Source organism: Streptomyces sp. MMG1121 (assembly GCF_001280015.1).
Classification (GTDB): domain Bacteria; phylum Actinomycetota; class Actinomycetes; order Streptomycetales; family Streptomycetaceae; genus Streptomyces.
Genome location: NZ_LGDV01000250.1, coordinates 1 through 18,569, shown reverse-complemented (window position 1 = coordinate 18,569; position 18,569 = coordinate 1). Strand labels below are relative to the sequence as shown.

Sequence of the window (18,569 nt, the reverse complement as noted above, 5' to 3'; positions counted from 1 at the left end):
TTGCGGGCGGTGGTACCAGGGGCGCTACAGCGCACCCCTGGACCCCGCCCACGCGTGGCAACCTCACGCGCGAACAAGGTTTCGTCGTGGTCAAGATCCATGCGCGCGTGAGGTCACCACGCACGCGATCTCACACAGTGCCGCCGTCGTCAGGAGCTGTAGCCAACACCCCGCAGTCAGCCGGCACCCCTGCACACCGAGGCAGCCTCACCCGCTCGACGGTGTCCCACGGGCGGCCCTACTCCTCGACGGCCACGATGTCCTTCTCGCTGATGCTCAGAACTTCCTGGCCATCGAGCTGCATCGCCTTGATGCCGTAGCCCATGTTGAAGATCACAGTGTCGCCGACCTTCACCGCCAGCGGGCGAGTCTCGCCATTTTCCAAGGTCAGGCCCTGTCCTACAGCCAGCACCGTTCCGCGCCTGGACTTCTCTGCGACACCGCCTGGGTTGATGAATCCGCTACTTGATTCAGTCTCGGCCTTGACGACGATTCGGTCACTCAACGGCTGATTTGGCATGGCTTCCCCCATGTTCCTTGTGGTCGCTTGAGCAACGCTCGACAGCGCGTCCCAGCTTGATCTACCGCGATACTCGGCAGCAAGACCGCCCACCAACGTGTTGCGACCCGTCGCCTTGAGGGCGCTCACCGACACCGCAAGGCAGACTCCGGCACCCTGCCATGACCCATCGGACACGCCCTAGCCGACGCAGGCGTACCACTGGCCGAGAACGCGGCCATACTGGACGCCGATCCTCACGGGTTCGTCGCCACGCTCATCGACGTCGAACAGCAACTCACCAGCCGCATCGACGAACTGATCGCACGGCGCGATCCGATGCGAGCTGCTCACCCACCACGGTGTAGACCAGTGGACTCGAATCTTCGTGGGCAGGGGGCAGGGGGCAGGCCGCACAGACGTACGGGCGATCACCTCGCCAGGAAACACGGGATCCATCGCCTTTCACCGCCCCATGGGGTTCACCCTTGAAAGCGGGGACCGCTCGGCCGGCCCAGCAGCTGGAGGTGGTGCGGGCCAAGCTGGACCCGTTGCGCGGGAGGTTGGTGGGACTCGTCGATCGCGGCTGGCTGCGCAAACCGCCCGACGGCCGGTTCACCATCTGCCTGTGACCAGGCACGCTGCCGCCCGAATCGGTGCGGCGCGGGGGTAACCGCGGTGACCCCGGCGGCCGTTGGAACTGTGTGACAAGAACCGAAGGCGCGCTGTGGAGCGTGAGTTGTCCGAGTGGCGGAGATCCCGGTGGTGATGACCACGGTCTGGGCGGTGAGGGGTCAGTCTCCCGGGCGTCCGGCGGCGGTCCACGCGGCGTACTCCTGGCGCACGTAAAGGCGCTGGTCGACGGGAATCGTCACGGCGTCGGGGCGATGTGGGCCGGCGGCCAGGTGGAGGTGTCGGCGGTCGTGCAGTACCAGCTGTTCGGCGGTTTGCGCGGCGGCCTTGGCCGGGCCGAAGTTGGAATCTTCGAGGGCGATGCGGTCCATGAGGGCGGCTCGACGCAGTAGCCAGGCGCGTTCCGCGGTGGCCGCGTCGATGGGCGGTGTGGTGACGGCCCTGGGTCGGCGGCCGTCGCGTTCGGCTCCGAGTGCGAGCACCTGGTGTATTTCATGGCGCAGGTCGGGGGCGTCCGCGTATGCCTTCTGCGCGAAGGAGGCGTCGATGTCCTCGCCGCGGTCGCAGGTGGTGTCCACGCCGGCACCCGTGACGGCGACCAGCGGACGGGCGCCGCAGCGTCGGCAGGGGGGTGTGTCGGGTGCGGAGTCGCGGGGAGCGGGATGCGCTGGATCCTCCGCCGGTCGCGTGCCCGCGCGGCCGGGACCAGCGCACCCGTCGACGGGGCATGGTTTGTGGGTGGAGAAGGCGCAGGTGAGGGGGGAGCCGGACGGCGTGGAGGAGCTGTCGCGACCGCCGAGTTGGGGCTGCGCTGCGGCATACGCCTGGGGACGGGGCTGCTCGGTGCTCCGTATATTCGTGCCGGTCATGCCGAGCACCTGAGGCAGGCGCGGACTTCGCGGCCTCTCCACGTCTGGTGGACTTCGGTTGCTTGCGCGAGGTACTGGACGATGCCGGTGCCGCGGCCGTGTTCGTCCGGGGCGATGTCGGGGCGAGGTCGCTGGACGGCCGTGCCGGATTCACTGACCACGATGTGCAAGGTCCCGTGGTCCAGGACGAGCAGCAGGGTCATGCATTCGTGCCCGTATTGAGCGGCGTTGGCGGTGAGTTCGTCGACGATGAGAACCGCGGAGTCCCGCTGGCTCACGGGGACACTCCAGGTCTCCAGCAGATCGGCCGCAAGGTGACGGACGGCCGAGACGTGCGCCTCCTGAGCGGGCAGGGTGAGCAGCGCCTGGCGGCGGCTGGGGTGCCGAAGCAGTGGAGCAGGACTCGGAATATCGGTTGCAGGCATGGGTCTTCTGCATTTCTGTGAGTGTGCGGGGCTCGGAGCGCGGAAGATCGCCGACGGCGGTGGGGCCCTCAGTGGGCCGATCCTGCGTGGGCTCGCTCATTCAGTTCCACGTGCGGTACAGCCATCCGGTTCGACCGCTTCATTACTTTTGCGGTTTCCTCTCGGGAGGTGTGGCCCGCCCGCGGCAGGAGCGCAGCTCGCCTTGCACGACGCATTGTCTTCACGCGGTGAGGCGCGCCGGTGGTGGTACCTCTCGCCAAAGGCTTGGGGTAGGCCCTGGCGGCCGGGTTTGCCGTACGGAGACGCCTGGGCCGGCCTTCTTGAGGTCCCGGCCCGTGGCTTTGAGGCGGGGCGGCCCGTGGTGTCGAGGCACCCGACGCCCGGATTCCGTGCGCAGCCGTCCTTCGCCCCGTCCGCCCTGCACGCCGGCCACGGAGTCCGGCGGGCGCCCTGCTGCCGACGGCGCCCGGAAGGGTCGCTCGGCGAACGCGGTCCGCCTGGCGCCGGGCCGGGCGGGACTGTCTTCCTCAGGCCTGCATCGTGAGCAGTTTCTGGCCGTTACCCGCGATGATCTCGAAGTGCTGGATGGAATCAGGGGACATGGCGACCGCCCCGGGGATCGTGGTGTGCGGAGGGTAGTGGCCTGCTCGCCACGTGGCGCCGTCCGCCCTGACCCCGCCGGGACCGACGGCCTGCAGACGGCAGGTGATACCGGCCGGTGCCCCTTTTGCGGAGACCTGGAGGACACTGCCCCAGGCCGAGGGCGAAACCTTCACCGAGGCGGTGACGCCGGTGGTCGGATCACTTCCGGAGAAGGTGCGCCAGACAGCCGACGCGCTCGGTCCCGGCGGTGTCGCCTCCGTACCCACGGAACCGACGGTCGCCAGCCACGTCCCGCCTGCCGCTGCCGCGATGAACACCAGAGACGTGACTGCCCCGGCCAGTTGCAGACGCCAGGTCCTGCGGCGCCGGACCGCGGCCTGCTGGAGAAGCCTCTCCAGTGCGCCCGCCGCCGGTGCCTGCGCCTCCACGGGTGTGGAAGGTCGTTCCAGTGAGGCGTCCCGCGCGCTTTCGGCGGCTCGTGCCACCAGGCGATCAGCCAGGATCCCGTCGGCCGTCGGTACCGTCCGGCCCGCGGCTTCGGCCTCGGTCACCGTCGCCAGCAGCGAGGGCAGTCCTGACAGCCGGGCGTACTCGGACTGGCACTGCTCACACTCCGCGAGGTGGGTCCGGACTCGATCCATCTCCGTCGGGGACAGCGTGCCCAGGACGTAGCCGCCCAGGGAAAGACGGAGGTCGTCGTGCTCAGCACTCATCGTCGTCACCTCCTGCTCGCCGCGGTCATGGCTCGATCCCGCGTTCCTGCAGGGCCAGCCGCAGGGCCTGCAGTGCGTAGTACGTCCGCGACTTCACGGTCCCCAACGGAATGCCCAGCACCTGTGCGGCCTCCGCCATCGTGCGGCCTCGGTAGTACGTCTCCAGCAGGACGGCCCGGTGGTCCGAGGAGAGCGACCGGACGGCGTCGGCGACCGCCCAGCTCTGCAACGCCTGCTCGATCTCGTCCACGCCGGGCTTCTGCTCGGCGACCCGCTCCAGTGCCGCACCACCGGTCTCGGCCGGCCTGGCCTGCCGGGCCCTGCGATCGTCGATGACCAGATGCCGGGCGACCGTGCACAGCCACGCCCGGGCCGGGCCGCGTGCCGGGTCGAAGGCGGCGGGATGCTGCCACGCCCGCAGCAGCGTCTCCTGCACCACGTCCTCCGCCCATTGCCAGTCTCCTGAGGTCAGTCTCAGCACGTAATGGAAGAGCGGCTTCGCGTGATCCGCATACAGGGTGCGCAGCAACTCCTCGTCGGCGGCCGGAAGGGCCCCTACACCCAAGTCACGGTCCGCGGAGCGTTTCGGATCGGTCCGTGGATCATGTTTTCGGGAACTCCAGGGCATGGGCCGATCATCCCGTACGTGTGAGATTTTGTCCTGTAACACATGGTTTGCCCGAGGTGACGCTACGTAGATTATCAGCGGATAAGACATGAAAGCTGTATTTCCATCGAACCTAACGACCCTCGCCGTCCGTGAACCCGGACAAGAGCCGTATGAGGCTCCGCTCCCCTTCTCCTCCCGCGCGCCGTAAGGAACGGATCGGAGGTGACCGTGACACCCCACGCGATGTACGTGCTCCTGGCGCATCGCATTCGGCACGCCACTGGCGCCGCCCCGGCCGGCGCCTCGCACGGACCGAGGTGACCACTCCGCAAAGCGCTCGACGCGGACAGCGATCGTGGTGAGCACACCCAGCAGGACCGATTCCCTACGGCGCCGGGTCTCCGACCGTCCGGGCAGGTCCGCCGAGCAACACGTCAGCGGCGCTGCCCGCAGGGGGTGACTGCCGTGCGTCACCGGCCACTACGCGGCGCACGGCGGCCCGGGCCCAGCGCACGACCGCGTTACGGCGAGCGGCCGGCACGACCCGGCGTCCGCTCGTGCACCGGCCCTATCTCAAGCAAGCGGCCGCGCCCGACAGCACGACCGTCGCCCGCGCACCGCGACCGCCCAAGCGGCGCCGGCACCGGCCCGTTTCCCGTCTGACCAGTTTCCGACCAGTCAAGGATCGACCCCCATGGCCCTTCACCCTCGTACCCGACGCTCACGCGTAGCGGCCGTGACCGCCGCCCTCGCCATCACAGGCGCGCTGGTAGTCCTCAGCGCCTGTGGCTCTTCGTCTCTCTCGTCCGCAGGGGCCAGAGCCCTCACGCCCGGTCCAGGACAGCATCGGACGGCGGGGATGCCCGGCGCCGACGGACCGCACGATGCGACGAGCCCGGCGTCCGGAGCCTCGGCGATGCCCGGCATGACCATGCCCATGAGTCCCCCCAGCGCATCGGCGTCGTCCGCGCCGGTGACCGGCAGCACCGTGGCGATAGAGAACTTCGCGTTCGCCCCCGCCACCCTCAAGGTCAAGGTGGGAACGAAGGTGACCTGGACCAATCAGGACACCGACGCCCACACCGTCACCAGCTCAGGATCCGGCGGCCCGCTGCATTCGGCCGCCTTGGACACACACGCCTCCTACAGTTTTACGTTCACCAAGCCCGGCTCCTACGCCTACCTCTGCACCATCCATCCGTTCATGACCGCCACCGTGGAGGTGACCTCATGACCGCCGACCACGACGGACAGAACCGACCCCACCACTACGACGAAGCACTGGCCGGTGCCGCGGATCAGGTCGAGACCGAGAACGGCATGACGCGGCGACAGCTCATGCGGCACGCGGGATGGTTCGGCGGCGCGGTGGTGCTGACCGTGGCCGGCGGAGAGGTGATCAGCCACATAGCCGGCTCCCGTGACGGCGCCACCGCGGGCGCCCCCCGGCCGGTCGCCGCGGGAGAGAAGGCGCTGCGGTTCGTGCAGGTGTCGGACAGCCACATCGGGTTCCGGGGCCCGGCGAACATGGACGTGGCCGGCTCGTTCACCGATGCCGTCGACCAGGTCAACTCACTCGGCTTCAGACCCGATTTCGTGATACACAGCGGCGATCTGACCCACCTCTCCACGGCCGGACAATTCGACCAGGTCAAGCAGATGATGTCCGGCATGAGGACCGACCGCGTCTTCACCGTCCCGGGCGAACACGACTCCATCGGCGACGCGGGCCGCGCCTACCGGCACACCTTCGGAGCGGGCACACTCGGCGATGGTTGGTACAGCTTCGACACCCACGGCGTGCACTTCATCGCACTCGTCAACACCCTGAGCCTGGAGAAGCTCGGCCACCTCGGCAACGAACAGATCGACTTCGTGCGCAAAGACCTCGCCGCACTGCCCTCGGACACACCCATCGTGGTCTTCAGTCACATCCCGCTGTTCGCCATGTATCCGAAGTGGGGCTGGAGCACCGACGACGCCCTCCAGGTCATCGCCCTCCTGCGTCGTTTCTCCTCGGTGACCTGCCTCAACGGCCACGTCCACCAGCTGTTCACCAAGACGGAGGGCAACATCACCTTCCACTCCGCCACCACGACCGCCTACCCCCTGCCCAAGCCGGGCCGGGCCCCCGCGCCCACCCCGCAGGTCGTCCCCGCCCGTCAGCTCAAGCAAGCGCTGGGCATCCGCACCGTCGACTACCGCGAAGGCGACCGTGAACTCGCCATCAAGGATCAGAGGCTGGCATGAACGCCCGCAGACACATCGCCACCGCGCTGCGGACGGCGACTGCCGCCGCGCTTACCGGCAGCGCCTGCATCCACGCCAAGCTCTACATCGACGGCTACCGCTTCATCCACGTCGTCGGCCCCCTGTTCCTGTTCCAGGCCGGCAGCTCCTTCGCTCTCGCCGTCCTACTGCTGGCAGGGGCGCCGCCCATGCTGTGGTTGAGGGCCGGCGTGGCCGGCGTTGCGGTCGGCGCCCTCGGCGGGTTCGCCGCTTCACGTACCGTAGGCGTGTTCGGATTCACCGAACACGGTCTGGAGCCCGCCCCGCAGGCCGCCCTCAGCCTCGTCACCGAAATCGGCACGCTGCTCTTCCTCGGGCTGTGGCAGATGACCCTGCCCAGACAGCACCGCGCCGTCCGACGCCCGGCAGCAGACGCGGCACGGTGACACCTCGTGCGGACGCACGCCGCTCCTGGACGTCCTGCGCCGCGGTGCAGGGGTGGAATGAGGTCGGTCCTCGGGGGGGAGTGGACACCGGGTTTCACGCGACGGGTGACAGCGAACGTGACGTGATCAATTGCTGTTCGTACTCGACCGGCGCCGGAAGGGGGCACGATCCAGCACGTTCACCGGACTCCGGAGTCCAGAAATGTAGCTTCTCCAGCGGGAGGGCCCAGCGGATCCGGGATCCTCCGAGACTGCCGCACCCGAGCGGCGCCACCCCTCAACGGGTGTCCGTGCCGCTTGCGGGTAACCACGTGTGCCAGGCACAACCCCAAGGCTCGATGGATTCGGACGTGGCGTCCCCCTCCCGGGGTGCCGCTCGATGGCTGCCACGCCCTCATCGCAGCATGAAGCAGGACTTAACCAGGTGTGCTTTCGACCAACTCTCGGGGTGCTGTTCGGGCCTCGTCGCCCCGGCGGTCGGCCCAGCTGCCGAGGGTGACCTCGGCGGTGATGCCGGGTCCGAAACCTGCGATGAGTCCGCGGCTGGCGTGCTCGGCGCCGCCGTCCGCAAAGAAGCGGTCCAAGGCGTCGAAGACGACGGCGCTTGCGATGTTTCCGCGCTCGGTGAGCGTGGCCCGGCTGTAGCGGAACACGGCGGCCGGCAGCTGCAGATGGGTGCACAGGTCGTCCAGGATGCGCGGCCCACCCGCGTGGACGATGTAGAAGGCCAGGCCGGAGATGTCCCAGTCGCGCAGCGCGGTCATGTCGCGCATGGCGGGCGCGAGCTGGGCCATGGTGCCGGGTACCCGCTTGTCCAGCATGAAGTGGAAGCCGGTGTCCCGAACCTCGTACGAGATCCAGTCCTCGGTGCCTGGTACCAGGTGGGACCCGTTGTGTTCCAGTTGCACGCCCCTGCCGCCCTGGCCGCGCACCACTGCCGCGGCGATGGCATCGCCGAAGAGGCCGTTCGACAGAAGGTTGCCCACGGCCAGGTCCGTTGGCTGATAGCACAGAGAGCAGAATTCGCACGAGACGATCAGTACGTTCGCCTGTGGGTAGGCGGTGCAGAAGTCGTGGGCGCGGTTGACGGCTGCGCCCCCGGCGGCACAGCCGAGCTGGGCGATCGGCAACTGCCGTGTCTGGGGCCTGAACCCCATCGTGTTGATGAGCCAGGAGGTCAGGGACGGCATCATGAAACCGGTACAGGAGACATAGACAATCATGTCGATTTCCTCGGGGCCGAGTCGGGCGTGGTTCAGGGCCCGACGCACGGTCTCGGGTACCCGTGCCTTGGCCTCGGACTCGTAGAGCGCGTTGCGTTCGGTTAAGCCGGGGTGTTCGAGGGTGGCTTCGATGGGCTGCACCAGGTGTCGCGTCCGGACACCGGTATTGGCGATCAGCCTCAGCGCGAGGTCGAGTTGCGGATGGCCGGTGTGCAGCCTTCGCGCCAGATCGAGGGTCTGCTCCAGGGTGATGACGTGTTCAGGAACACTGATGGCGGGTCTGCAGAGGGTGGCCATGATGTCCGAGGTCCTTACCAGGCGACCGGAAGAGCGAGGGGGTAGCGCCAGATGGACACGGTGTTCCACCGCACCTCCTCGGCGGGCAGGGCCAGTCGCAGGGCAGGGAAGCGGCTGAGCAGCGTGCCGATGGAGACTTGGAGCACCATGCGCGCCAGGTGAGCGCCCAAGCAGCGGTGGCTGCCGTGCCCGAAGGCCATGTGCCCTACGGGTTCCTTGCGTTCGAAGTCGAGTTCATCGGGACGTTCGTAGACCAGGTCGTCACGGTTGGCGGTCAGGTAGGACACGTGGACCGTGTCTCCCGCCTTGATGAGTACACCGCTCAACTCGACGTCCTCCACCGCGACCCGGGGGATGCCGACGCCTTGGCGGAAGGGGATGAACCGCAGCAGCTCTTCCAGGGCGTGAGGCAGCAACTCGGTCCTGGCACGCAGCTGGCCGAGTTGGGCGGGGTGGGTCAGCAGCGTGTAGATGATGTTGCTGATGTCGTAGGTTGTGGTGTCGTGCCCGGTGACGACCAGGAGCATGGCCAGCACGGCCAGCTCCCCTTCGTCCAGCATCTCCTCGCCCACACGGGCCGTGGCGAGCGAGCTGATGAGGTCCGTGCCAGGATCGCGACGTCGCGCCAGGGTGAGTTCGTCGAAGTAGGACCGAAGGTCCGCTTTCGCCTCGGCTGCCGACTTCCGGTCCGCGGCGCTCATGGACATCATGGCCATGGCCCAGCGCCGCAGTTGGGGACGGTCCTGCTCGGGCACGTCCATAAGCTGGCAGATCGTCATCAGCGGTAGCTCGTTCGCCAGGTGGGCGGCGACATCGGCCGGTGCGCCAGACTCGGCCATCCTGTCCAGCAGGGTGTCCACGGTCCGCTGCGTCCAGGGGCGCAGCGCCTCCACCTGGCGGGTGGTGAAGGCCCCGATGACGAGCCTGCGGACTCGGTTGAGTTCCGGCGCGTCCATGAGGTTGATCGCCTCGGACTGGGCGATGGGGGCCGGAGTGATCCGCGGGAAGTCCGCGCCGACGAGCGCGGCCCGGCTGAACCGCCGGTCGGAGGTCACCGTCTGCACGTCCGTGTACCGAGTCACCAGCCAGCAGTTCCCCTCTCCGTAGGGCATACGGACCCGGGCGATCGGTGCTTCGGTCCGCATCCGGGTCATGAACGGGTCGGGCTCCAAGGCTTCATCGTGGCGGAACGGGCATGTCCGTACGTTGTCCGCGGCAGTCATCCGAGCACTCCTTCTCGACAGCGGGCCGGGCAATTCTCATAACGGCCCATATAAGGCGACAATCACTCACATGGGGTATGGGCCGAGGACTCGCCTCTGTCCCTCCACCAGGGATCAGCCCCGCGGAACCAGCGCCAGGGCCCGGCCCTCGTCGTCGCGCGCCACATCCATCAGCCCAACCACGGCACGGCGGTTGATGGGCCCACGGACACACGGAATGGGCGTTCCCGGCTTCTTGGGCGAAGGAGACTCGGGTTTGGCGACCACCCACTCCACCGGGGCATCGAGTCTCGTCTCGTCGATGAGCAGGGCGACGAGCGGTCCGGCCGCCTGTCGGTGGAAGCGGTTGGCGGCAGCCAGGACCGCCTCCTCGTTGACCGCGCAGTGCACGGAGCCGCCCTTGGCGAGAGACGGCGGTGCGTAGGGCCGATCGGGGTCAGCGAGCCAGACATCGAGCGCGACGACGTGATAGAGCATGGGCCACTTATAGCGAACTCGCGATCAAGCTCGATCCACGCCGAACTCGTCCTTGCCGGGGCTATCGGGCCGTGGCGTAGTGGGTGTGGCTGCGTGGGGCGGTCTCACCGACGGCATCGGGGGCGGTGCGGAACCCCTGCGACGGGAAGGGTGGCGAAGGTTGCGCCGGTCGAGGCGTTGATGGTGAGGCCCGTAGATGTGTTCGTGGGGCTGAAGGCGTATGACTTGTTGCCGCCGACCGCACCGACAAGGCCCGTCAGGATGCGATCCGGGCGCCGTGGCCCGAGCCGCAGCCATCCTCTCGGCGCACAAGGGTACGGATACGAACCCGTCACCACACTTGCCTCGCCCGGCTTCGTCCTGTGCGTGGGACGCGGCGTGCGGCCGTTTCCGAGGCGGCGGCCTTCCTCGCCAACTCAGCTGGAACTTCAACTACAAGGCCGCCGGGGACGCCCTCGGCATCGACCTGCTCGACAACCCCTACCTGGTGGAGAACGACTCCGCGGTGGCGTGGAAGACCGCCCTGTGGTTCTGGGACACCCAGAACGGCGCGGGCAGCATGACCTCACACAACGCCATGGTCAACGGCGCCGGCTTCGGAGAGACCATCCGTAGCATCAACGGCAGTGTCGAGTGCAACGGCGGCAATCCCGCCGAGGTGCAGGACCGCATCAACTACTACCAGAGCTTCACCCAGGTCCTCGGCACCACCCCCGGCGGCAACCTGGGTTGCTGACCCCCGCCCGAGGCGCCCCCGTGGCGTCTCGGTCCACCGGTGTCACGCGCGGGTGATCGTCTCGGCCCTGGCGCCGGGTGAGGCTTACCGGGTCGAGAGGGGGCGTCGGCGCCTGGGGCGGTGTGTCCCGGTGCCGCATGGCGGGCAGGGCGGTCGCGCGGCGGCCCAGGAAGCTCGCCGACGCTCCAGCAGAGGCTCGTGCGGAGCGTACGGGCGACGGCCCTCACCAGCCAGGTGAGCGCGCTCCGGGCGAGGTGTGTACGGCCTCCACGGCGGTCGCTGCGACGGCGAGGCATCCGACCGGTAGCGGCGAGCCGGCCGAGGGCGGCCCAGGTGGGGGACCCGGTCATGAGCAAGGCGAGGAGACCGGTCGAACCATGCGTTCTCACCCGGCTTGCCCATGTTGGCCACGGCGAGAACGAGTGCTGGCCGTCGGCGGATTCCTTTGTCCCCCGGGTCCGTCAGTCGGAGGTTCGGGGTTCGGCCAGTCCGAAGAACGCACAGTAGGAGTCCACCTGGCCGGTCAGCATGTGCATTCCGTGGTGCACGCGAAGCCCCTGCGCGGTCGCCTCCCGCAAGAGCGGTGTTTCCTTCGGCTTCATGATGATGTCTGCCACCACGCTGCCCGGAGGCAGGGCACGGGGCGAGAACGGCAACGGGTCATCGGGACTCAGGCCGAGCGGGGTGGCATTGACGGCGATGTCACTGTCGTGCAGCGGTGGTTCGACGGCGGCGTGGACGCGGCCCGGCCAGTGTTCGGTCAGCCGGGCGACGAGCGCGGTCAGGCGGGGCTCGTCCGGGTCGGAAATGGAGAGACGGTCCACGCCTGCGGTGAGCAGGGCCGCCGCGATCGCGCTGCCCGCGCCGCCCGCACCGAGCAACGACACTTTCCTGCCGCGAGGTTCGTGACCGGCCCCGGTCAGGCCCGCCACGAACCCGGACCCGTCGAAGTTCTCGGCGAGCCAGCCGCCGTCGGCTTCGCGCCGCAGCGCGTTGGCAGTGCCGGTGATCTCCACGGTGCGGCTGTGCCGGTCAGCCAGGCGAGCGGCGGCCGCCTTGTGCGGCACGGTGACGAACAGGCCGTCGAGGTTGCCGACGCGTTGCAGACCACGCACCACGTGCGCGAGGTCGGCAGGCCGGACGTGCACGGGAACCAGCACCGCGTCGATGTTCAGCTCGGCGAAGAGCGGGTTGAGCAGTCCGGGCGACTGGACTTGCGTGACCGGGTCGCCGAGGACGGCGTACAGACGGGTCGTTCCGGTGACGGGTGCCTGATGCGGAGTGTCGGTCATCGTGGCCCTTCCGTGTGCTGGACAGTGCTGTGCTCGAACAGTTCCCGGACGGCGAAGGCGACTTCCATCGGATGTTGCGAGTCATGGGGGGAGACGCGGCCAGTCAGGTGGCGGGCGCCCAGGATGCCCGTCCCTTTAGCAGGCGGTCCGGGCTTACAGGTCGGTCCGCTGGGTAATACCCCTGTTCCGCAGGCCTCGCCTGGCCTGCCGAACCAGAACGCCGCCGCCGATGCAGTCACGGACAACACAAGCCCCTCGGCGAGATCATTCAGACCGTCGCCGAGGGGCTGCCTCCCGTGGTTGCGGGCGCGGACCGGCCCTGGCTCCGTCAGCGACGATCAGATCTTCTTCGCCACGTAGTGCCGGTAGGTGTCCACCGGCGGCATGAACTGCGACGGCAGCACGCCCATCTTCTTCAGCAGTCTCGTGGAGCCGCTGTCGGTGTAGCCGGCGAAGGAGCCGCCGACGGCCTCGGGGCCGACGCGCTTGGCCATGTGCCGCTGGATGGCGCCCACCCGCTGCTCCCGCAGCGCCTTGTGGAAGGAGCCGTCGGGGGACAGCCGCCTGTGGATCGCGGCCTGCACCTGTGAGGAGATGTCACGGTCGAGCACCCATTCCAGGCCGAGGTCCTTCTCCTGGAGCTGCTTCAGGAAGGCGTGGCGCTGCGTGGTGTAGAGGTCGACGTGTGTGAAGTAGCCACCCGGCTTGAGCACGCGAGCCACCTCCTGCAAGAACTTCTCCAGGCTCGGGTAGTTGTGCGCGCTCTCGATGTTCACCAGGACGTCGACCTCGCCGTCCTCGAACGGCAGGTTCTCCGCATCACCCTGGACATAGCGCAGGCCCTGGCGGGACAGCGAGGCGTTGGCCCGCCTGATCGCCTGGTCCGACAGGTCGAGGCCGATCAGGCTCTTCGCGTCGATGACGCGGGAGAGGAAGTTCAGGCCCTCGCCCAGTCCACAGCCGACCTCGAGAACGAACTTGTCCGCGTAGTCGTCGAGGTCGATCGACACCTCCCTGAGAGCGGCGAAGTACAGTTCCTCGGAGAAACCGTCCGTGTCGTAGTCCAGGAAGCCGGGGATCCGGGCGTTGATCTCCTTGGCCACCTGCTCGTCGTGGTAGCCCCAGTTCCACAGGATGCCCTTCTTCGACATCCGGGCCTGCAGGTCGTAGCTGGTGGAGATGTTCTTCTTGTGCACGCCCTCCTTGGCGCTCTGACTGTCCTGATCATTGGTCAGATTGATCTCGTTGACACTCGTGAACAAGCCGTACATGTCTTCGCGTGCACCCATGTTCCGTGTTCCTCTCTCATGGTGCTTGTCAAGGATGGGAAAAGCTCAGCCGGCGGCAGGGAAGGGCGCCGCCAGCTGGTGAGCGAGGTCGTCCACGAGCGAAGCCAGCGCCTCCGGCCCGTGCGCCGCACCGAAGACGGTGAAGTCGGGGCGCACCAGCACCGCTGTCGCTTCGCTCTCGGCCAGGTACGGCAGATACCGGTCCTCGATGTCGACCACGGCGCCGTGACCGGGCTCCCGCGGTTCTGTGCCCACGGGCAGCACGCGCACATAGCGCGTACCGAGACCGTCGAGGACGGCCTGCCGCCGGTCGTCTAGAAGGATCGCCGGGTCGGCCGCGAGCAGCACGAAGCCGAGGCCCACGATCTCGTCCAGCAGCCCGACCCCGTCCGCACCCGCCACCCGCGCCTGCGGGAACAGGGTGCCGGCGGGCAGTAGTGGCGTGCCGTCGTCGGCACGGTGGAGCAGCCCTTCGGTGAGGGGGACCGTGGTCGACATCGGCAACGCGCCCCCGCCCTCGCGATCTCGCCCGGCGAGCATGATCGCATCCCGGTCGGCGGCCGCGGCCAGGTCGGTCACACAGATCACCTTGCCGAGCTTCACGGACGTGGTGATGGCGTTCTGGACATGCGCCCGGCGTTCGACGGTGTAGGTGTCGAGAACGGAGTGGTCGGCGAGCCCGCGCAGCAGCAGGTCGAGCTTCCACGACAGGTTCGCCGCGTCCCGGAAGCCCGAGCACATGCCCTGCCCGGCGAAGGGCGGCATGAGGTGGGCGGCGTCCCCCGCGATAAGGAGCCGGCCCTTGCGCCACTCCGCCGCCCAGCGGGCCTGGAAGGTGTAGACGGCGTGCCGTTCGAGCGTGGCGTTGTCCGGGCGGACGGAGAACATCTCCAGCATGCGCCAGAGCGTCTCGTCCCGCTTCAGCACCTCGATGCTCTCGCCCGGCAGCCGCATGAACTCGAATCTGCGGTGCCCCGGACCGGCCGACACGGCGGTTCGTGGCCGCTCCGGATCACAGATCTGGAGGTTGTTGGGGTGGAAGTCGCGCGGCTCGTTCAGTACGACGTCGCAGATCAGCCAGTCGTAGAAGAATCCGAGGTCGGTGAGGGAACTCTCCATCGACTCCCGGACGAAGCTGTTGGCGCCGTCGCACCCGACGACGTACCGCGCCGTGAAGGTGTACTCCTGCTCGTCGGCGTCCTCGCAGATCACCTCCACCAGGTCGCCGCGGTCGTCGAGTTCGACGACCTCGTGCCCGCGGACGACCCGCAGGTTCGGGAAGTCGCTGCCACGGTCGATGAGCGTGGCCTCCAATCCCGGCTGGTACATGGCCATCGCCTGCGGCCAGCCGCAGTGGCCGTTCTCGGCGCTCTCCATGCGCAGCAGCGTCTCGCCGGCTGCGTTGTGCCAGGCGTAGTCCCGTGAGTTCTCCCCGAACTTGTCGAGGAAAGGACCGATGCCGGCGGCCGCCAGGATGCGGGCGGCCTCGTCGTCGAAACCGACCGCTCGCGGCATGGGGTAGGGCTGGGGCCAGCGCTCCACGACCGTGACCCGCCAGCCGCGTCGGGCCAGCAGGATCGCCAGGACCTGGCCCACCGGGCCGTACCCGACAACGGCCACGTCCGTGTCGGTGGCGGCTGCTCCGGTCCCGGCGCCGCTGGTCTCCGTCTCCACTGTCATCTCCGTTCGGCCCCGCCTCAGTCGTTGTCCGTGCCGGCGAGTATGTCCTTCACCACGCCTTCGAATTCGGCCTTGTCGATCAGCGTGCGGATCGATTCATGGCCGTTCTCCACCCGCAGCAGCCGCCTGCCGGTGAGAACGAGTTGCCCCTTGTCGGTGGCGCGGCCCCGCAGCACGGTCCCGGCGAACAGCGAGTCCTTCACGATCTGTTCGGCGGCGGTGTCCTGGGGACTGTCCCAGTCGGAGACGGCGCGGGCCGTCAGCTCGAACCGGTACACCGACCGCCAGTCCCCGGTGGCGCCCTTGCGCTCCAGCACGTGGTACGTGCCGTCCGTCGTCAGCCGGTAGGCGCAGCCGAACTGGTGCTGCACCTCGTCGGTCATCCGCAGCGGCTCCAGATACGACGGACCGGCGAAGCCCACGTCGACGAGCCAGACCTGCCCGTCGAGCCGCACGCAGTTGAAGGTGTGCTCGAAGTCCGGCCCGAACTGCCCGTTCGGCCAGCGCTGGGACGCGGCCAGGATCGAGACGTCGTAGCCGAGTTCGGTCAGGAGCCTGCGGAACAGGCCGCTCAGATCGTGGCACACGCCGCCCGCGCCATTGGCGACGATCGCCCGGAACGTCGCGTCGATGTCGATGTCGACGACGTTGCGGAAGCCCGTGAAGCTCTTGATGAAGTCGCTGCTGTCGTAGGCCAGGGACATCATGTGGTTCTTGTGCAGCACGCGCAGCGTCTCGACGCTGGGCTCGGGCGCCTCCGTGAAGCCCAGGCGGCGCAGGTAGGTGTCGACCTCGAACATCCGGCTACTCTCCCTTCTCCAGGTGATCCCACTTGGCCAGCAGCTCGCGCAGCTGCGAGACGGCCCGCGCACGCGACGCGTCGTCGTGAAGCGCCGGGGTCACCGCCACTTCCAGCTTGGTGAATTCCTCCGTCACTGCCTCCGGTGTGACGGTGAGGTCGGGCTCCAGCGTGTCCTGCATGAGTTCGGCGATCATGCCGGCGGTCGGGAAGTCGAAGATGAGGCCCTGCGGCAGGGCCAGTCCCGACACGCGGTTGAGCCGGTTGCGCAGTTCCAGGCCGGTCAGCGAGTCGAAACCGATGTCGAGGAGGGCGACCCCGTCCTCGACGGCCGTCGAGCTTGTGACGTGACCGAGCACCTGCCCGGCCTCCGCCAGCACCAGGTCCGTCAGCACCGCCTGCCGCTCCTGCGGGGACAGGGGCAGCAGCCGCGACCGCAGTACCGCGCTGCCGTTCTCGGCCTCGTGCTCCGCACCGGCGTCGGCCGTGGACGCCGCCGTCAGGGCGGCGACTTCGGGCAGCGCCCGCAGCAGCGGACGCTCCCTGGCGACCATGAAGGACGGCGCGAACCGCGACCAGTCGATGCCCGCGACCACCAGATGTCCCTCGTCGCATGCCATCGCCTGGCCCAGGGCCTCGACCGCGAGTTCGGGCCGCATCAGCTCCACGCCGACCTCCGCGAACTCCGCGGCCACGGAGTCGTCGACCATGCCACCGCCGGCCCAGGCACCCCAGGCCACGGCCGTCGCCACCCGCCCGTCGGCGCGCCTGCGGTGCGCCAGCCCCTCGACGAAGGCATTGGCGGCGGCATAACCGCTCTGGCCCGCACCGCCCCAGGCAGCGGCTCCGGAGGAGAACACCACGAATGCCTCGAGGGGATGGTCGGCGAGCAGTTCGTCGAGGTGTACGGCACCGGCGACCTTCGCCCTGCCCACCGCGGCGAACTCCGCCACCGTGCTGTCGGGCAGCTTCTTCGGCTCCTGCGCGACACCGGCCGTGTGGAAGACGGCGGTGACGGGCTGGTCCGACGGTATGTCCGCGATGACCTCGGCGAGCGCCGCCCGGTCGGTGACGTCGCAGGCCGCGAGTGTGACGTGGGCGCCGAGCGCGGTCAGTTCCGCCTCCAGCGCCGCCGCGCCCTCGGCGGCAGGGCCGCGGCGGCTGAGCAGCAGCAGGTGCTCCGCGCCCCGTGCGGCCGCCCAGCGCGCCACGTGCGCTCCGATGCCACCGGTGCCGCCGGTGACGAGCACGGTACCGCGCGGTGTCCACGCCTCCGCTGAACCGGTGCCATCGCCTGCGGCGACGGGCTCGGCGCGGGTCATGCGACGCGCGTACGCTCCCGTGGTCCGGATCGCCATCTGGTCCTCGCCGTGCCGTCCGCACAGTACGGCGACCAGCCGGCCCAGCGCGAGTTCGTCCGGCTCGGCGGCCAGATCGACCAGTCCGCCCCAGGACTTGGGGTGATCCAGGGCGAGCACGGTGCCAAGTCCCCACATCATCGGCTGCGCTGCGCTCGTCACCTCCCTGTCTTCCTGGACCGCCACGGCACCCGAGGTGAGGCACCACAGCGGGGCGGTGACGTCCAGGTCCTTGAGAGCCTGCACGAGGCTGACGGTGTCGGCCGTGCCGCGCGTGAGCGTCGGGTGGGCGGAGTCCTGCCGCTCGGCCAGGGCGAGCAGCGAGACCACCCCGGCCAGTGGGCCGGACTCCGTGTCGAGACGTGCCCGGACGAGCTTCGCCAAGGTCTCCCGGTCCTCGCCGTCCACGTCCACCCGGACGACGCGGCCGCCATGCGCGGTCAGCGCTCCGCTCGTGGCCGCCGCCATCGAGTCGGCTTGCCCCGCGGGCACCAGCATCAGCCACGTACCGTCGGCGACCGCAGCGCTCGGTGTGAGCGCGTCCGTGACGGGCTGCCAGGTGATCCGGTATCGCCAGTCGTCCAGCACCGCCTGGTCGCGATGGCGACGACGCCATGCGGACAGGGCGGGCAGCACATCGTCCAGGGCGGTCGCGTCGAGCCGCAGGGACCGCGCCAGCGAGTCCGCGTCCCCGCTGTCCACGATCTCCCAGAACGCCGCGTCGACCGGGTCGGCAACCGTCTCGGGAGCGCTCGGGCCGTCGCCTTCGATCCAGTAGCGCTGGTGTCGGAAGGCGTAGGTGGGCAGGTCCACACGGTGTGCACCGGTGCCGGAGAACACCTGCTCCCAGTCGATGCCGACGCCGCGCGTGTGCAGCTGCCCGAGAGTGGCCAGCAGGGCGCGCTCCTCAGGAACGTCCCGGCGCAGCGACGCCACACAGTCCTGCGCCACCATCCCGCTCAGGATGCCGTCCGGACCCAACTCCAGGAAAGTGGCGACCTTCTGGTCCCTCATCGCCCGCACACCATCGTGGAACCGGACCGTGCCACGTACGTGCTCCACCCAGTAATCCGGCGAACACAACCGCCCCGCGTCCGCCACCTCACCCGTCAGATTCGACACCACAGGCACGGTCGGTGCGCTGTACGACAGCCCCGCCACAACCGCA

The 18,569-nt window shown here is 68.9% G+C and carries 19 protein-coding genes; 5 read left to right on the top strand and 14 right to left on the bottom strand.

Features of this window, described 5'->3' with window-relative positions; all coding sequences use genetic code 11:
* Positions 1-238: 238 nt before the first annotated feature.
* Positions 239-520 carry a co-chaperone GroES gene (locus ADK64_RS38465; protein ID WP_053666755.1) on the bottom strand — a complete coding sequence of 94 codons (282 nt, stop codon included), beginning with the start codon at positions 518-520 and terminating at the stop codon, positions 239-241.
* Positions 521-700: 180 nt separating this feature from the next.
* Positions 701-853: a hypothetical protein gene (locus ADK64_RS46435; RefSeq protein WP_159046458.1), complete on the bottom strand. Its 153-nt coding sequence runs from the start codon at positions 851-853 to the stop codon at positions 701-703.
* Between the two features lie 134 nt (positions 854-987).
* Here ADK64_RS46435 and ADK64_RS46430 point away from each other — a divergent pair, with 134 nt between their 5' ends.
* Complete coding sequence (locus ADK64_RS46430; protein ID WP_159046457.1) at positions 988-1,131, top strand: hypothetical protein; 144 nt, start codon at positions 988-990, stop codon at positions 1,129-1,131.
* 162 nt (positions 1,132-1,293) lie between these two features.
* Here the strand turns inward: ADK64_RS46430 and ADK64_RS38460 are convergent, their stop codons facing one another.
* From ADK64_RS38460 to ADK64_RS38445, 4 genes are all read right to left on the bottom strand, one after another.
* A complete protein-coding gene (locus ADK64_RS38460) occupies positions 1,294-1,710 on the bottom strand; it encodes a hypothetical protein (RefSeq protein WP_053666753.1) in 417 nt (138 codons plus the stop codon).
* Between the two features lie 287 nt (positions 1,711-1,997).
* Positions 1,998-2,426: an ATP-binding protein gene (locus ADK64_RS48170; protein WP_063790024.1), complete on the bottom strand. Its 429-nt coding sequence runs from the start codon at positions 2,424-2,426 to the stop codon at positions 1,998-2,000.
* A gap of 527 nt (positions 2,427-2,953) precedes the next feature.
* Positions 2,954-3,742 carry an anti-sigma factor gene (locus ADK64_RS38450; protein WP_053666752.1) on the bottom strand — a complete coding sequence of 263 codons (789 nt, stop codon included), beginning with the start codon at positions 3,740-3,742 and terminating at the stop codon, positions 2,954-2,956.
* Positions 3,743-3,767: 25 nt separating this feature from the next.
* A complete protein-coding gene (locus tag ADK64_RS38445; RefSeq protein ID WP_053666751.1) occupies positions 3,768-4,307 on the bottom strand; it encodes a sigma-70 family RNA polymerase sigma factor in 540 nt (179 codons plus the stop codon).
* Between the two features lie 982 nt (positions 4,308-5,289).
* Here ADK64_RS38445 and ADK64_RS38440 point away from each other — a divergent pair.
* From ADK64_RS38440 to ADK64_RS38430, 3 genes are read left to right on the top strand one after another with little or no spacing between them, the layout of a single operon-like run.
* Positions 5,290-5,586 carry a plastocyanin/azurin family copper-binding protein gene (locus tag ADK64_RS38440; RefSeq protein WP_053666754.1) on the top strand — a complete coding sequence of 99 codons (297 nt, stop codon included), beginning with the start codon at positions 5,290-5,292 and terminating at the stop codon, positions 5,584-5,586.
* Positions 5,583-6,602, top strand: a complete 1,020-nt coding sequence (locus ADK64_RS38435) for a metallophosphoesterase (protein ID WP_053666750.1) — start codon at positions 5,583-5,585, stop codon at positions 6,600-6,602. Before ADK64_RS38440 ends, ADK64_RS38435 begins: the two co-directional genes overlap by 4 nt.
* Positions 6,599-7,027, top strand: a complete 429-nt coding sequence (locus ADK64_RS38430; protein WP_053666749.1) for a hypothetical protein — start codon at positions 6,599-6,601, stop codon at positions 7,025-7,027. Before ADK64_RS38435 ends, ADK64_RS38430 begins: the two co-directional genes overlap by 4 nt.
* Before the next feature lie 416 nt (positions 7,028-7,443).
* On the opposite strand, the gene ADK64_RS38425 is transcribed toward ADK64_RS38430, so the two are convergent.
* The 3 genes from ADK64_RS38425 to ADK64_RS38415 all read right to left on the bottom strand — a co-directional run bounded on the left by ADK64_RS38425 (position 7,444) and on the right by ADK64_RS38415 (position 10,247).
* Positions 7,444-8,547: a type III polyketide synthase gene (locus tag ADK64_RS38425; protein ID WP_053666748.1), complete on the bottom strand. Its 1,104-nt coding sequence runs from the start codon at positions 8,545-8,547 to the stop codon at positions 7,444-7,446.
* Between the two features lie 14 nt (positions 8,548-8,561).
* Positions 8,562-9,770, bottom strand: a complete 1,209-nt coding sequence (locus ADK64_RS38420) for a cytochrome P450 (protein ID WP_053666747.1) — start codon at positions 9,768-9,770, stop codon at positions 8,562-8,564.
* 114 nt (positions 9,771-9,884) lie between these two features.
* Positions 9,885-10,247, bottom strand: a complete 363-nt coding sequence (locus ADK64_RS38415) for a DUF952 domain-containing protein (protein ID WP_053666746.1) — start codon at positions 10,245-10,247, stop codon at positions 9,885-9,887.
* A gap of 220 nt (positions 10,248-10,467) precedes the next feature.
* On the opposite strand from ADK64_RS38415, the gene ADK64_RS48570 reads away from it, so the two are divergent.
* Positions 10,468-10,983, top strand: a complete 516-nt coding sequence (locus ADK64_RS48570; RefSeq protein WP_267888601.1) for a chitinase — start codon at positions 10,468-10,470, stop codon at positions 10,981-10,983.
* Positions 10,984-11,444: 461 nt separating this feature from the next.
* Here the strand turns inward: ADK64_RS48570 and ADK64_RS38405 are convergent, their stop codons facing one another.
* The 5 genes from ADK64_RS38405 to ADK64_RS38385 form a co-directional block, all read right to left on the bottom strand.
* Positions 11,445-12,275, bottom strand: a complete 831-nt coding sequence (locus tag ADK64_RS38405; protein WP_053666745.1) for a shikimate dehydrogenase family protein — start codon at positions 12,273-12,275, stop codon at positions 11,445-11,447.
* Positions 12,276-12,613: 338 nt separating this feature from the next.
* Positions 12,614-13,564, bottom strand: coding sequence for a class I SAM-dependent methyltransferase (locus ADK64_RS38400; RefSeq protein WP_063790023.1), 951 nt, complete (start codon positions 13,562-13,564; stop codon positions 12,614-12,616).
* 45 nt (positions 13,565-13,609) lie between these two features.
* Positions 13,610-15,244 (bottom strand): bifunctional 3-(3-hydroxy-phenyl)propionate/3-hydroxycinnamic acid hydroxylase, encoded by a 1,635-nt coding sequence (locus ADK64_RS38395; protein ID WP_053666743.1) that lies wholly within the window; start codon positions 15,242-15,244, stop codon positions 13,610-13,612.
* A 17-nt stretch (positions 15,245-15,261) separates the two neighbouring features.
* Positions 15,262-16,044 carry an arylamine N-acetyltransferase family protein gene (locus tag ADK64_RS38390; protein WP_053666742.1) on the bottom strand — a complete coding sequence of 261 codons (783 nt, stop codon included), beginning with the start codon at positions 16,042-16,044 and terminating at the stop codon, positions 15,262-15,264.
* 4 nt (positions 16,045-16,048) lie between these two features.
* Positions 16,049-18,415, bottom strand: a complete 2,367-nt coding sequence (locus tag ADK64_RS38385; RefSeq protein WP_053666741.1) for an SDR family NAD(P)-dependent oxidoreductase — start codon at positions 18,413-18,415, stop codon at positions 16,049-16,051.
* Positions 18,416-18,569: the final 154 nt, after the last annotated feature.